Genomic DNA, 14,018 nt, shown 5'->3' with positions numbered 1-14,018 from the left:
CTTGCTTCGTTTATCACCATGTTTATCGATTTCTTCTACCACTTACGTGCTCATGAAATACCCGTCTCAATCGGTGAGTACCTGAGCCTGCTTGAAGCGCTACGCCAGCCCGTGATGCCGCCCACACTGGACAGTTTTTACGTGTTGGCGCGTACGATTCTGGTGAAAGATGAAAGCCTTTTCGATAAGTACGATGTCGCATTCGGCAAGTTTTATCGCGAGCATCTAAAAACGGTGGCCAGCGACAAAGAAATTCCGCTTGACTGGCTAATCAGTGATTTTAAACGTCACTTAAGTGCAGAAGATCAAGCCGCCATCAAAAAGCTAGGCTGGGAAGCACTCATCGCGCTTTTTAAACAGCGTTTAGAAGAACAAGAGTCGCGGCACGCGGGCGGCAGTAAGTGGATTGGTACCGGGGGCACATCCCCCTTTGGAAACAGTGGTTTCAACCCCCAAGGTTTACGTTTGGGTGAGCAGTCCGCAGAGAACCGTAGCGCAGTTAAAGTCTGGGAGCAACGCGAGTTTAAAGATTACGACGACCAACAAGAACTGGGCCCTCGTAACTTTAAGATCGCCCTACGACGTTTACGCCGCTTCGCACGGGAAGGCGTCGCAGAAGAGCTAGACCTACCAGGTACCATTCGTAGCACTGCCAGCAATGCGGGCATGCTCGATATCAAAATGACGGCCGAACGCAAAAACACCATTAAGGTGCTAATGCTATTGGATGTGGGCGGCAGCATGGACGATCACATCCGCTTAGTGGAAGATCTTTTTTCCGCCGCTCGCAGCGAGTTTAAACACCTTGAGGTGTATTACTTCCATAACTGCCCTTACGAGACAGTATGGACGCACAACGACAGACGCCATCACGAGCGCACCCCCACGTGGGATCTTATTCATCGTTACAACAGCGACTGGCGATTAATTCTGGTGGGCGACGCCACCATGAGCCCATACGAAATCATGACGGTAAACGGATCCGTCGAACACAACAACAGTGAAACTGGTGCGGTATGGCTTCAACGCCTGTTAACGCAATGGCCCAAAGCCATCTGGCTAAACCCACAGCCCAAACGTGTGTGGCAGTATCCTCAAACCATCGCGATGGTTCAACACATCATGCAAGACCGTATGTACGACATTAGCCTGTCGGGCTTAGAAGCCGGTATGCGTTATCTATCAAAATAACAATGCCCCCATCGCTGGCAGCCATGAGGGCATCGTTGTACGTTCAAACTGGTAGAGATTGATTACGGCATTTCAACTGCCGTTATTAGTTACCGTGCAATCGACGTAAGGTTGCGCGTTGGCGCTCTAGCTCGCGAATTTGATTTTGCAATACCTGCAACTGCTTACGCGCGTCGCGCTCTTGCTCGGCCAACTGCTCAGCCTCACGTTTTGCGCTTTGCTGCTCGGCAAGGATAAGCGCTTCTTGTTGACGCTGGTATTCCATGTCGTTTTGCAACGTGGTTAAGGCATCAGCACTATCGCTAAGCTCGGCCTCGATTTTGTTGTACTCTGCCTCAAGCCGTATGCGCTGTAGCTCGGAACGTGCTAAAGCCACCGTTTCTTGACGATAGGCGGTATAGCTTTTCTCGGCTTCAGATAAGGATGTGGTTTTTAGAATGCGCCAGAAGCGTTGCTGCTGAAAAAGCGCAACATAATAGTCCAGTGTGCTGGGGTTAAACAGCATGCTAACACCGTAAGAGCCGTTATAGGCCGTGCGTAACTCGCGCACCTCTCGGCTTTGGATCATCGCTTGTAGCTCGTCGGCAGTACTGCCCAACGCGCGCGTTGCAACGGGCGCCACCTCGGGCTGAGCAATCGGTTCTATGACGTCAGTGGTTTCTGCTGCGGTTTCCGTTGGTGTTTGCTGCACCACAGGCCGCGACACGTCTTGTGTTGGTGAAATTGCACTACACGCACTAAGGCCCAGTGCCAGCGCCACTAATGAACACAGTTTAATGGTCATGGTTTGCTTGCGCATTAACGTACTTCCCATTGTCATCCTTTCCCTGTTTTAGACTTCGCTGCGCTCGCTCTGTTCAGTAATATCGAACTTGCGCATTTTTTCCCACAAGACTTTACGGCTAATTCCTAAATCGGCTGCACTGTCCTGACGACGCCAAGCATTACGCTCTAGCGCTTCAATAATTTTTTCCCGCTCGGCTAATTCGGCTGCACTGAATTCAGTTTGGGCCTCGTTTAACGTTGCGGGTAACGCTTTGGGTGCATTTAACATCAACCCAACACGACTAAAACGGTCAAACACCTGCTTAATGGCGTTGCTGTCTAGGCTACGTTCACGCTTATATAACAACGCCACCCGTTCTACCAAGTTCGCCAATTCGCGCACGTTACCCGTAAACACCATGTTATCAAGCGCCGCGCCAATCCAAGCCGGCACATCCAACGACGTCGCCTTTAATTCGCGTTGCAGCAAGGCCGTGAACAGCGCCAACTTTTCTTCAGCACCCCGCTCTTCGAGATTGGGGATGTGTAACTCAACGACGGCCAAGCGATAATACAAATCGGCCCTAAAATCGCCGTTGGACACAAGCTGCACCAAACTGCGATGACTGGCGGCCACCATACGGAAATCAACGTCAATTTCCGTCGTTGACCCCAAACGGGTCACCGTGCGTTGTTCCAGAACTCGCAGTAGTTTAACCTGTTGATGCAACGGAAGGTCACCAATTTCATCAAGAAATAGCGTTCCACCGTTCGCCTGCTCAAAATAACCACTGTGCGCACCAATGGCACCCGTAAACGCGCCCTTAGCATGACCAAAAAAATGCGCCTCGAACAAGCCTTCGGGTACCGCACCGCAGTTAACCGGTATAAAAGGTCCATTACGGCGACTGGACTGGTCGTGCAACAGTTTTGCCACCCGCTCTTTACCCACGCCAGTTTCGCCATGAATCAACACACTCGCCCGCGTGTCAGCATATAAACGCACGTCGTCTAAGCAAGCTTGCATCGCTGCTGAGGTCGCGATCAGCGGCTCGCTAGGGGAAGCGTCGGCCTGATGCTCAGCACGTTCTAAAGCGGCACCTCGGCTGATTTTCTCAACTAAGTGCCGAAGCTCGGCGCAATTAAAATCGGACGATAACGTGTGCGACAAACGTTCTGGAAAATAACGAGGGTCAGCAGCACGCTCAGATGAGGCCACCCAAATCACCGGCACCGCATATTTACTTAGCCATTGCTGTGCAAAAAAGTCAGGCGTGGCAATCACCGAGACAGACACCAGCGCAATAGCCGAAGCCAGCCCCTTTTCCGTTGTAGGTAATGAGGAATCTGACTCCACCCGGACCACGCCCACATCACTGCTTTCCAAGCATCGCATCGCTCGAAAAAACAGATCTGAAGAACCTTCAATTACGTACAGCGTTGGTGTCATAGAAAGATCCACATTCAATGGGACGATAAATAACGTTGAGGAGTTTAGTCGTGAGAGAGGTTGTGAATGAGTACGCCTTCGAAGTGATCGTGGCTGAAAAACTCGTCCACACGTACGACTACGTCTCCTAGATCTACCCCAAGCACGTCAAGTAAGCTATCTAATACAGGGTTAAGTACATCTTCCAACGGCTCAAGCAATAAATCCAAGACAGTCAAAAGGAGCATTACAACCCTACTATCGGACGAACTATCTTCCAGCGCTCCCGCCAACTTCTCGTAATCTTTTAGCGGCTCATCTGAACAAATCCAAGGAATAATGCAAACGATGCCTTTTAGAAGATCACCGATCAGGTTTAGTACTCCCTCTAACAAGCCAGTAACCAGAGATGTTACTGATCCTAAGAGTCTAACCACCTCATGTGCAACGCCTGCGTTCCTAGCATTCGTTTCTATCTCTATCAACATCTCCTCAGCGTCTTCCAAAGACTGATTGAAATCCTCTAGGTTCTCATAAGGGGGATCTTCTATGTTGGGCCCTCCCACTAAACTCTTCGCTAAATCAGTTAGCTTCGAACGATTAGAAGGTATTTCATCTTTAGCGTCCAACAAACTTCCCAGAACCCCTCCTACGGTTTCACCCACTACTTGATGAACAATTGAACTTAGATTCAACTCGAAGGTAGGCACAGGTTCTGACTCAAAAGGCCCCTTACCGATAAGATCCACATACACAGGCGGGATATCTTCCTTTGAAAACACAGCGGGTTTTAAACTGGTTTTTATAGGGATGCCCAAGGCATTAACAATCTCATAATCTGAGACTACGCTCTCCTCCGTGCATCCGTTTTCGCGAGAGAACAATTCTGTATTCGCAAATCTACCCATACAAACATTCACTAGCGCACCGCTCACTTCGAATTCAGCAACTCCCTCTCTACTTACTCGACTAAACGCTAAAGACTGTAGAGTTGCATCCCCCTGACCCAACTCGATAACAATAGGTAAGTCAACTTTCAAAAGTAGTAAGTTAAGTTGCGCACGTATATAAACCCGAGCATTGGCATGACTCGCTTTAGCACCCACTATCAGCGGTGCACTGGAGGGAGGCTCTATCACCCGCACTGCTGAATCGACTTTCACAATGCCTAAATTCAAGCTTTCGGAAACCTCAAGAAACGAATCGCCCTGAGCAAAAAGCACAGCGGTATTTAAAAACTCGCCCCAATCGATACGAGTCCCAAGTGCCGCTTTAGCACTTTCATAATGAGCAATACTTAAAAAACCATCGGGACCAAACAAAGGAACTTTTGTTCCAAAGCCAGAAACTCCAACTAAAGCATCGATTGCATTCAAAACATTAGCCTGACTTACTCCCACAAGCTCCTGCTGCCCTAAAACCGTAGCACTAGCTTTAAGAATTTCTGCCACGCTTAGCCGTTCGAGTTCCAATAAATCCAAAGGTGTGGCCACGTTTAAATCCAAATCAACGGGCAACTCTAAGGCAGCTAATAAACCCGATGGCGAAACTTTTGCATTCGCTAATCCGTTATGCGTTAGTACATCAATATGATGTGTCTCTAAGCCCACCTGCGTGAGAAGCTGCGAGATCAAACCACTATTATTCACACCCAACGTATCGTATTGCACACTGAAACGCTGCTGCTCCAAGAACTCATCAATAGGCGGTAGGTAGGCGGTGGCGGTGGCGCTGATTTTTTCTAGACCTAAGCTTCCGAAAAACGCATAGGCTTGGGCTTTTAGGTCTAATCGAACTTCCAGAGCATTTGCAGGAAGTGTGGCAGCGGTGTCGAGGGAATAGTCGCCATTGCTTTCTATTACTCGTTTGCAAGTCACACTTAACGACTCACGGTGTTCGTACAGCGAGGGATAGTTTTCAATGTACTTCTCTACATCGCTCTGCATGTCACCACACGAAGGGCTATCGCCATACCCGTTCATATCCAACAAAATCACATTATTCAGCGCGGCTAAATCAACGGCGTTTTGCGCTTCGCGTTTTACCGAGAAGTACAAGCCAAGTTGCGCGGCGCCGAGGAGGATGACGCACACCAATACGGCAGCGGCGGCGGGGATCAAGATTGAACCGCGTTGTCGTCGAGTCAGCTTGTTAGCGTGTTGATGTGGGGTCATGTTGTTCTCCTTGGGCGCCTAAGCCTTCGCTTAGTTAGCGGCTCGTTCGTTGTGCCTCTAACTGCTCAAATCGTTCGGGTATCTCGTGCTCGAAACTACGTAAGTAGCGTTCCCAAGTGCGTGTCGCGGTAATGCCCAATACGGTGTGTTCGGTGCCACGTCGATCGGGCCGAGCTTGGGCGGTCAATAAGCTGCGGGTCACCTCACCGATTTGTGCGCGAGGCGCATAAGTACGGCTGGTTTGCTGCACAGCTTGTTGCTGAGCTGCAGGGCTTTGGTTACGAACCACCGCGTTGGTGGATGAGTTTGTCACAGGGGCTGTGCGCGCTTGCGTCTGTGCGGCCACGGAACGGGTTGCCGAAGCAGCGCTACTTACAGTCAGCGCTGAAGAGCGCTGGGTGACCACGGCGGATTCGGCTGTGCTGACTGGGTTGATCACGTAGCTTTGTGCTTGAACCGGTGCAGGCGCATTGTTCTGCAACTGTTGCGTTAAAGGATGCTGAGTTTGCTGTGCAACGCTGGCGCTACTAAATGCCATTACAGCCAGCCCTATTACCCAAAAAGTGGAGGTGTGCATCGTATTGTCCTTATTGAATCAGGCGTGAATTCGTAAAACCAAAAGGCGCTTCGGTTGCGCGATGGACTTCACCTTGTTGTTGCGCACTGGTGGTAACACGAGTGCTTGGGCTTGGGTGCGTGGACGCCACCGCTTGCGTTACGTTTCGCACCACACCAGACTCGTTTGCAGGGCGAGACAACGCCTCTGACGCTGGGGCTTGCTGTGCATCCGTTTTAAGCTCTGCCATCATTACCGGTGCGGCCACTGCTTTTTTTGAATGTTGAATGTCATACGCCAACTCATGCACCGCGTGACGTACCTGATCGGACATACGCCGCTTGGTCATCAGTTCTTCAGCCTGCTGCGTTTGATCGTTTAGCAGTAAGTACAAGGCTAAATTACTTAATACTTTGGCGTTATCGGGCTCAAGCTCTGCTGCCTTACCCAATGAAACTCGTGCCTGCGCTAGGCGATGCGAGCGCAATTGCGCAAAGCCCAGATCACTTAACAACATGGCATCCGTTGGGCGTTGTTGTACTGCTTTCGCTAAATAGTCAGCGGCTTGCGCATAATTCTGTTGCTGTCCGGCAAGCAAGCCTAAACCGCGATAGGCCAGTGCCGTTTCCGAGCCCGCTAACAATTGCTGGTACAAGGCTTGGCTTTGTTCTAACTGACCGGTATTACGAAAAGCCTCGGCTTGCATCACATCGATTTCAGGGTTTCTGCCAAACTCTGCGACATATGCATCAATAAAGGCCAATGACGCAAAGTAACGCCCTTGTTGCTGCACTTCGCTGATGCCGTTTAAGGCAATTTCACGTTGATTCGGCGCATTTCTTTTCCATTCTTGCGCTTCGTGTTGGCGTATTAAGGCTTGTTGAGATTGCTGCTGCTCGATCAATTGGTAAGCACTTTCTAAACCGCTGCTTGCACACCCAGCAAGCAGTAACGTCGCCACCACAGCCCAGTATTTAGATTGACGCTTCCACATTATTTTTTTAGCTTGCACCATATTTACCCCCCTGACATCTGTGACAAGCCTCGAAATAAGGCCAAAAAACCGGAGCCTGCCGTGACAATTAATAAGGCGGGCAATAAGGTGATGACCATGACTCCTGTCATTTTTACGGTTAGCTTTCCCACTTCTTCTTTTAGGTTTAACCGTCGCTGCTCGCGCAGTCGCTCACCAAAACGATTCAGCGGCTCTTGCATGCCACCACCGTGCTGATCCACTTGCACGATAAGTCGGCAGATCGCGGCTAAATCGTCGTTACGGTAATTCTTTGAAAGTCGCTCAAGTGACTGTTCGCGAGTACGCCCTCGGGAATACAGTTCAAGCGACAGGGTTAACTCGTGCCCCAACACCGGAATCACATTTTGAAATTCTTTTTCTACGGTGTGTAAGCTTTGATCCATGGATAACCCCACGCCTTGTAATAAGCGTATTAAATCCACAAATAGCGGTAATTCTTGTTTGATGGCGTTGCGGCGTTCGGTAGTGCGGCGTTGTAACACCCACTTGGGCAGCATCCAGCCCAAGGCGAAGCCTAAAAACACCCCAATAAAGGGCACCTTGGCTAAGAAGCCCCCAAAAGGGAAAGCGGAGCCCACTACCACAAAACAAAGTGTGCTAACAATACGTAGCCCCACAAACAGTAGGCGGGCCTGAGCTAGGTTTTTGAAGCCGCTACCGTCGACCAGCTCACGATCTTCGTCGGCCAACACGCTTTTACCCAATGGCCCCGCTAACGCCCACTTACCCAGACTTTCTAGTAAGCCGATAAGCTGCTGCTTCCAGCTACGCTTTTGGGTAGCGGCCTCGCCACGGTTTTGACGCTGCTCAATGGCTGCATCCATATTTTTTCGTACTTTGCTACGCTCGCTGCCCTTTCTCAACAGCAACCATCCACCCACGCCCGTTGCCATGGCTAAACAAAGCACAGCACAAGCAATCAATAAGCCGATCAGAAGGTGTTGATCCATGGCGCCCTCCTAGACCTGTCGCGTCATACGGTAAAGCCAATAGGAACCAAAAATCTGTAGACCAGCGGCAAGAAAAAGTAGTTTTTTCCCGGCAACGTCGTTCCACATTCCTACTAACAATGCGTTGTTGAACATCAAAATATAGCAGGCTAATAACAACGGTAATAAACCCAACACCCACGCCGATAAGCGTACTTCGGCTGACAAGGCGTGAAGCTCGTGCCGTGAGTGCTCTCGGTCGCGCATAAAACCTGCCATGCGCTCAAGTGTCTGGTCGCTACGTCCACCAAAGCGCATAGCCACGCCAATCACCGCTGCCACTAAAAACAAGTCATGCAGCCCAAATTGACGCGAAACGATACGCAAGGAATCATCCAGTTCTTTGCCTGAACGATGCAAAGACACCACCCGCTCAAGCACACCTTGTATGGGCTCTGGGGCAGCTTCACTAGCACGAAGAAATGCGGCATTCATGCTGTTTCCAATGGTCATTAAGCGCACAATCATTTCCAGAAAATCAGGAATCTGACTGTTCATTTTTCGTAGTCGTTTATCCGCTCGTAGCCATAACCAAAAATACAAGAGCAGTACCGCTGAAACCAGAAACAAGAACCCGGCAAAAGCGCCTAGGCTCATCAGCACCGTCACTAACAACACCAAAATAGGGGTCAACATTTTGATGTATAAGGTTCTGGAACTGGTCAAACCGGCTCGTAGCAATAGCTCTGTCCAGCCACGAGGTGCCCGCATCCAAGCGCCACGCTGTTCAGTAAGGACACTGGCTAACTCGGTAGGCGCGTGCCGGCTTAATTGCTGAGACAAGCGTTGGTCCACCCGACGGTGCTGCTCACGTAACAGCGCGTAGCGCCATATCCAGTGCGCACCGGCAAACAGAACCAAACCCAGCATCAGAAGCACGAGCCCTATCATGGTTAGCGTCTCCAGTCCCAAAAGCCGGATTCTTTATCGCTATCGTGCTTTGCTTGCGCACGTGCACTCAGGGCATCGCGATAACTGGCCAATTTACGGTTATGAGGATGAATACCTAAACTGACCCAACGATCCACTTCCTCGTCATTGGCGTCCACAACGCTTTCGTGCTTATAAAGTTCTTGGGTAGAGATCACCCCATCGCCCATGCCTGTGACCTCGGTGACCGACACAATACGTCGACGCCCGTTAGGTAAGCGACCAATTTGTACGATAAAGTCCAAGGCGCTGGATATTTGGCGACGCAGGCTTTCTTCACTACCCTGAAACCCCGCGAAACCCGCCAGCATTTCCATGCGATACAAACACTCGCGCGGCGAGTTAGCATGAATGGTGGCCATCGAGCCTTCGTGACCGGTATTCATGGCTTGAAGCATGTCGATTACCTCAGAGCCGCGTACCTCTCCTACCACCACGCGATCAGGGCGCATACGTAAACTATTACGAATCAGGTCACGTATCGACACTTCGCCACTGCCGTCATAGCCCGTTTGGCGTGCCTCAAGACGCACCACATGGGGATGATTCAGCGAAAGCTCTGCCGTATCTTCAATCGTCACCACGCGCTCGGTGCTGGGAATAAAAAAGGCCAACGCATTCAACAGCGAGGTTTTACCCGAGCTTGTACCACCTGAAATTAAGATATTGCATCGGCTGGCCACGGCCGCTTCCAACAAATCAAAAATCGCCTGATCAAAGGTATTTAGCTCAAGTAAGTCTTTGGGCTTAAGCGGGTCTTTACGAAACTTACGCACCGACACCATCGGGCCGTCAACCGCCAAGGGGTGTATGACCACGTTAAGGCGGCCACCATCTGGCAAGCGTGCATCCACCATGGGCATGGACTCATCCAGTCGTCGGCCCAATGGCGCTAAGATGCGCCGCACAATACGCAGCACATGGTTATTGTCGTTAAAGCGCACGTTCTCTTGAGCCAGTTGCCCACGACGCGACACGAAAACCTTATCAAAGCCGTTGATCAGTATGTCTTCGACTTCGATGTCGGCCAGTAAGTCTTCTAAGGGCCCAAGGCCTGCTAATTCTTTAGTAAGCGCACTGACAATTTGCTGTTGCTCTAGCTCATTAACAGGAAGACGACGCAAGCGAGCAAAATTTGCCACTTCGATGCCGACAAATTCCTGTATGGCCTCACGCGTCCAACGACCGAACTCGGCGCCCAGCTCTTCAATGCGAGCCAGTAAATGCTCGTGTGCCGCCTCTTTCACCCGATGGATGTCCACGCCACCCAATAGCGAATCACTTTCTGGAAAAGACGTTGCGCTCATTGCACGTTCCTTTGTCATTATCGTGAATGGCTAACCCAACGGGGTAACCACTTAAGTCTTGCTTTAGAAGGCGGCGCAGACAGCGACTCGTCTTCGTGATAGATGCTGTTAACCATGGCAACAATGGCTTTGTTGTACGAATCGCGCTCGTCGCCTTGGCTAATAGGCTCTGCCAAATTAGCGGCCTTCATCATTTCCCAACCCCGATCCGGTAATGTAGCTAAGAGGTTCAACGAGAAGCGCTCAGCGATTTCCTTTGCGGTGAGGCCGGCCCGGGCGTCGTAGCGATTGATCACCAATTGCACAGAAAGCCCTTCAAAATGCGGTAATAAGTCAGCCACGGCGATTAACGACGCCATGTTTTGATCGCAGACCAACCAAATATCATCCACACGATCGGCTACCTTTCGAAGAAAATCGATATTCGGAAAACCATTTGCCTCGACCACTAACGCGCCATAATGGTGATCCAGCACTTCGCCCAGTGCCAAGCAATCGGTTAGCGATGCCTGCCTTACCGCATTCGGATCCGCCGGTAAACTAATGGTGTTCATGCCACTGCTATGCTGAGGCAACGCCGTTTTCAGCAAAGTGCTGTCTAAGCGGTGTACCTGTTGACTGGCTTCAATAAAGTTGAAGTCAGACACCAGATTCAAATACAAATTACTTTCACCCGTGGGCCAGCCTAAATCCACCAAACACACCCGATTGGCCAGCGGTAAGATTGACGTGTCGCTAAGCAAAGGGGTGGACCCTTTTTTTACATACTGTCCGGCTAACTTCTTTTGCAGCGCTGCGGCCACATAGGTGGCCACCGTGGTCGCACCCACCCCAGGTCGTGCGCCCAGTATCAACACACTACGAGCCCTAGGTGGGCTGTCTTGCTCGTGCGATTGCACGCGTTGTCGCACATAATGCAGTGCGCGCTCTACGGTCTCTTTCACTTCATCCGGTCGAGACAAATCGATAAACTCGTGCACGCCGGCGCGTAGCGCCCGAATGACACTTTGCGAGTCTTCGCTTTGCCCGATCGCCACTCGGCCCACCCGAGCTGAAAATTCGGCCGCTAACCGAGCCAGCTCGACTGCGGCATCAAAGCTTGTTTCTCCCTCTTGACCCGAACACCTAAAGTCAAAAAACACCAAATCTATCGGCTCTTGCTCTAAAGCCTCTGACACGGCTTGCGGTGCCGCCTCTACGCTGCGCACCACGCCCAGCTCGCTGCACACTTCGCTTAACCGCGTAGCCAGTACACGATCATGGCTACATAGCAAGAAATTCCACTTATTCGTCAATGATTTCACTCCCGAACACGACAATGGCCGAATTAATTTGAAAACCCAGGCATAAACTCGCCCCCTTGAGGCCCTAATAAGTAGTAGCCCCAAGCATTCGTCGGCGTATCACTACGGTCTTGACCCGCACCGGGTAAGGGTAAGGTCACATCACGTGCAATGGGCTTCACCAAACGCGGTGTCACCACAATGATCAGCTCAAGCTCTTGCTGTGAATAACGAATACTTCTGAAAAATGCGCCAATAATGGGTAGATCGCCCAGAAACGGCATCTTAGAAACGTCAGCAGCCGTTTGGCGCGACACTAAACCACTAATGATGTAGCTTTCACCATCGCCCAGTTCTACGGTGGTTTCAGCCTTTCGTGTTCTAAAGGCAGGCATCAGCGTGACGTTCTCGCCCGACGCTACCGGTATGGCGTTGGCGTAATCCAGATCACTGGCCTCAGGGGCCACTTTTAATGAAATACGATCACGCGATAGCACTGTGGGCGTTACCGTTAAGCCAATACCAAAAGGCTTGTACGACACACTGGTGGTTCCTAAGCCGCCCGACTCGGGCACAGGCACTTCGCCCCCCGCCAAAAAGCTGGCACTTTGCCCCGACAACGCAACTAAGGTGGGTTCGGCTAACACACGGGCCATACGATTTTGTTCAAGTAAATTCAAACGTGCGTTAAAACTGTTTGAGCTAAACATTAAGTTAAAACCATTAGCGCTGGTTAAGGGCAACGCCAGATCAGCAGCCCAACGGCCACTGGATCGCTGTGCCTCGGCACTAATGCCCACATCCTTCATTACCGAACGTGACACCTCTACCACTTTCACATCCACCTGCACCATGCCACTGAGGTTGATCTCAGACAAATCCACGACATCTGCACCGCTTTGCGATGCGCTTGCCATAGCGTCACGGTGCGCCAACAACGAACTCGAGCTACCGCTGATGGTCGCCACGCCACCGGCAGCACCCACATCGGCCTCAATAGGGCGCCCACCTTGCTGCAATGCTTGCTGTACGGCACCTTTTACCTGCACTTGATAACGTATGGCTTGATCGCTACCTCGTAACCACACACGCAAATCGGTTTGACCCGCCTGTTTCGCAACCAACAATAATTGGGTGGCTCTACCGCCTTGGCCATCCAACACTTGTACATCGGCCACACGTTCATCGCCCACCGCTACCCTCACCAAGGGCTGCGCAAAACGCAAAAGCTCTTGATCGTTGACCACCATCGCTACTGTATTGGCATGAGCGCTCCACGACATCACTAGCCCTGTGATCAGCACCACACTTAAAAAGCACAATTGTTGAAGCTTAAAACGCATCATAGTTACTCTCGCAGCCGCGGCACGAAGCCCGACGGTATTAGTAAGACTCATCAGACACTTTCCCCGAACGTATAATCTGCACACGGTTGCTAGGCCCTGCCCCGCGATTCGTACTGGCTGCCGGTGCGCTATCCGTTACGTCTTCCTCTTCGGTAACGGCAACGGACTCTAAGCTTAGGCCTGCGTAAGCCAGATTTTCTGGTGAGCGTAATTGCGCTTTTTGTGCAGGACTAAGATCCGCTCGCCCTGCACGTAGCGGTGTGTAGGCATCGAATAATTCCGGCGTGGGCATCGCAACGTCAGCTGCCGGGCGCAACACCAGTTGCAGTCGACCGTTTCGACTAGCCATCAGCAATTCATTGACTTGATCTAAAGGCACGGCCAGCATGGCATGGCGTGCCGTAGCATCTTGATTACCCCTACCGCCTTGTGTTGCAGCCGCTTCGGGGCCATCAACACTGTCTCGGCCATAAGCCAAAACGCGTGCTGCCGCGAGTAATAGACGTGACTGGGTGTGGCCCACTTCACCCGCTTTAGTCAGGGTAAAAAACACATCAACGTGATCGCCGGGCTGTATGCGATGTGCCGCGCCAATTTGTTCATCCACCGCAATCGTCACCGCGCGCTCGGACTCAGCCAAATGTTCTGCGATTCCGCGCTTAAACGCGCTGTCTCGTAAGGGCTCGCCCGCCGCCACATCAAAACGCAAATACTGACCCACGGCCAGATCAATCTCAGGCAAACTTTGCTGGGGCTGCACAGGCCACTGGGCAATTTCCACATCGGTGGCCATAATCTGAGTGCCCGCTTCGAGTTCGCGTAAGCTAACCACCACCGGATAGGTGGGCACCACCACCGCCTCAACCGGTGCTTCGGTATGAACCTCGCGCACCACCACACGCTCTGGCTGTGGAGCGGGCGCAAAAATCAGCTTAAGCGCTAATAAGATCAATATCAGCGCCAACACACTTAATACAATAGCGGCCACTTTCATAAAACGCGTCATAGCTTG

The 14,018-nt window shown here is 51.3% G+C and carries 12 protein-coding genes; 1 reads left to right on the top strand and 11 read right to left on the bottom strand.

Annotated elements, in window-relative coordinates; genetic code table 11:
- Positions 1 to 18: 18 nt before the first annotated feature.
- Positions 19 to 1,191: a vWA domain-containing protein gene (locus AC2UZI_RS05150; protein ID WP_486942744.1), complete on the top strand. Its 1,173-nt coding sequence runs from the start codon at positions 19 to 21 to the stop codon at positions 1,189 to 1,191.
- Between the two features lie 85 nt (positions 1,192 to 1,276).
- Here AC2UZI_RS05150 and AC2UZI_RS05145 read toward each other — a convergent pair whose 3' ends face one another.
- The 11 genes from AC2UZI_RS05145 to cpaB are packed head-to-tail and all read right to left on the bottom strand — an operon-like array spanning position 1,277 to position 14,012.
- Positions 1,277 to 2,005 carry a DUF2968 domain-containing protein gene (locus tag AC2UZI_RS05145; RefSeq protein ID WP_486942743.1) on the bottom strand — a complete coding sequence of 243 codons (729 nt, stop codon included), beginning with the start codon at positions 2,003 to 2,005 and terminating at the stop codon, positions 1,277 to 1,279.
- Positions 2,006 to 2,023: 18 nt separating this feature from the next.
- On the bottom strand, positions 2,024 to 3,406 hold the full coding sequence (locus tag AC2UZI_RS05140) for a sigma 54-interacting transcriptional regulator (RefSeq protein WP_486942742.1): 1,383 nt from the start codon (positions 3,404 to 3,406) through the stop codon (positions 2,024 to 2,026).
- A 44-nt stretch (positions 3,407 to 3,450) separates the two neighbouring features.
- Positions 3,451 to 5,559, bottom strand: coding sequence for a pilus assembly protein TadG-related protein (locus AC2UZI_RS05135; RefSeq protein ID WP_486942741.1), 2,109 nt, complete (start codon positions 5,557 to 5,559; stop codon positions 3,451 to 3,453).
- Positions 5,560 to 5,593: 34 nt separating this feature from the next.
- A complete protein-coding gene (locus AC2UZI_RS05130; protein WP_486942740.1) occupies positions 5,594 to 6,136 on the bottom strand; it encodes a DUF3613 domain-containing protein in 543 nt (180 codons plus the stop codon).
- 10 nt (positions 6,137 to 6,146) lie between these two features.
- Positions 6,147 to 7,130: a tetratricopeptide repeat protein gene (locus AC2UZI_RS05125; RefSeq protein ID WP_486942739.1), complete on the bottom strand. Its 984-nt coding sequence runs from the start codon at positions 7,128 to 7,130 to the stop codon at positions 6,147 to 6,149.
- A 2-nt stretch (positions 7,131 to 7,132) separates the two neighbouring features.
- Complete coding sequence (locus AC2UZI_RS05120; protein ID WP_486942738.1) at positions 7,133 to 8,101, bottom strand: type II secretion system F family protein; 969 nt, start codon at positions 8,099 to 8,101, stop codon at positions 7,133 to 7,135.
- A gap of 9 nt (positions 8,102 to 8,110) precedes the next feature.
- Positions 8,111 to 9,031, bottom strand: coding sequence for a type II secretion system F family protein (locus AC2UZI_RS05115; protein ID WP_486942737.1), 921 nt, complete (start codon positions 9,029 to 9,031; stop codon positions 8,111 to 8,113).
- A gap of 2 nt (positions 9,032 to 9,033) precedes the next feature.
- Positions 9,034 to 10,377 (bottom strand): TadA family conjugal transfer-associated ATPase, encoded by a 1,344-nt coding sequence (locus tag AC2UZI_RS05110; protein WP_486942736.1) that lies wholly within the window; start codon positions 10,375 to 10,377, stop codon positions 9,034 to 9,036.
- A gap of 17 nt (positions 10,378 to 10,394) precedes the next feature.
- Complete coding sequence (locus tag AC2UZI_RS05105; protein ID WP_486942735.1) at positions 10,395 to 11,672, bottom strand: CpaE/TadZ family protein; 1,278 nt, start codon at positions 11,670 to 11,672, stop codon at positions 10,395 to 10,397.
- A 32-nt stretch (positions 11,673 to 11,704) separates the two neighbouring features.
- The gene (locus AC2UZI_RS05100) at positions 11,705 to 13,006 is read right to left on the bottom strand and encodes a type II and III secretion system protein family protein (protein ID WP_486942734.1); all 1,302 of its coding nucleotides are present in this window, start codon (positions 13,004 to 13,006) and stop codon (positions 11,705 to 11,707) included.
- A 37-nt stretch (positions 13,007 to 13,043) separates the two neighbouring features.
- Positions 13,044 to 14,012 carry a Flp pilus assembly protein CpaB gene (gene cpaB, locus AC2UZI_RS05095; protein ID WP_486942733.1) on the bottom strand — a complete coding sequence of 323 codons (969 nt, stop codon included), beginning with the start codon at positions 14,010 to 14,012 and terminating at the stop codon, positions 13,044 to 13,046.
- Between the last annotated feature and the right edge of the window lie 6 nt (positions 14,013 to 14,018).

Source organism: Paenalcaligenes sp. DL 463 (assembly GCF_057475185.1).
The sequence above is the reverse complement of the archived record's forward strand: the minus strand, read 5'-3'. Positions and strand labels throughout refer to the sequence as shown.

What these genes read in the sequence shown, in the direction of transcription:
- AC2UZI_RS05150 (WP_486942744.1), top strand. Translation starts at nt 19, where the DNA reads ATGTTTATCGATTTCTTCTACCACTTACGTGCTCATGAAATACCCGTC.
- AC2UZI_RS05145 (WP_486942743.1), bottom strand. Translation starts at nt 2,005, where the DNA reads ATGGGAAGTACGTTAATGCGCAAGCAAACCATGACCATTAAACTGTGT.
- AC2UZI_RS05140 (WP_486942742.1), bottom strand. Translation starts at nt 3,406, where the DNA reads ATGACACCAACGCTGTACGTAATTGAAGGTTCTTCAGATCTGTTTTTT.
- AC2UZI_RS05135 (WP_486942741.1), bottom strand. Translation starts at nt 5,559, where the DNA reads ATGACCCCACATCAACACGCTAACAAGCTGACTCGACGACAACGCGGT.
- AC2UZI_RS05130 (WP_486942740.1), bottom strand. Translation starts at nt 6,136, where the DNA reads ATGCACACCTCCACTTTTTGGGTAATAGGGCTGGCTGTAATGGCATTT.
- AC2UZI_RS05125 (WP_486942739.1), bottom strand. Translation starts at nt 7,130, where the DNA reads ATGGTGCAAGCTAAAAAAATAATGTGGAAGCGTCAATCTAAATACTGG.
- AC2UZI_RS05120 (WP_486942738.1), bottom strand. Translation starts at nt 8,101, where the DNA reads ATGGATCAACACCTTCTGATCGGCTTATTGATTGCTTGTGCTGTGCTT.
- AC2UZI_RS05115 (WP_486942737.1), bottom strand. Translation starts at nt 9,031, where the DNA reads ATGATAGGGCTCGTGCTTCTGATGCTGGGTTTGGTTCTGTTTGCCGGT.
- AC2UZI_RS05110 (WP_486942736.1), bottom strand. Translation starts at nt 10,377, where the DNA reads ATGAGCGCAACGTCTTTTCCAGAAAGTGATTCGCTATTGGGTGGCGTG.
- AC2UZI_RS05100 (WP_486942734.1), bottom strand. Translation starts at nt 13,006, where the DNA reads ATGATGCGTTTTAAGCTTCAACAATTGTGCTTTTTAAGTGTGGTGCTG.
- cpaB (WP_486942733.1), bottom strand. Translation starts at nt 14,012, where the DNA reads ATGACGCGTTTTATGAAAGTGGCCGCTATTGTATTAAGTGTGTTGGCG.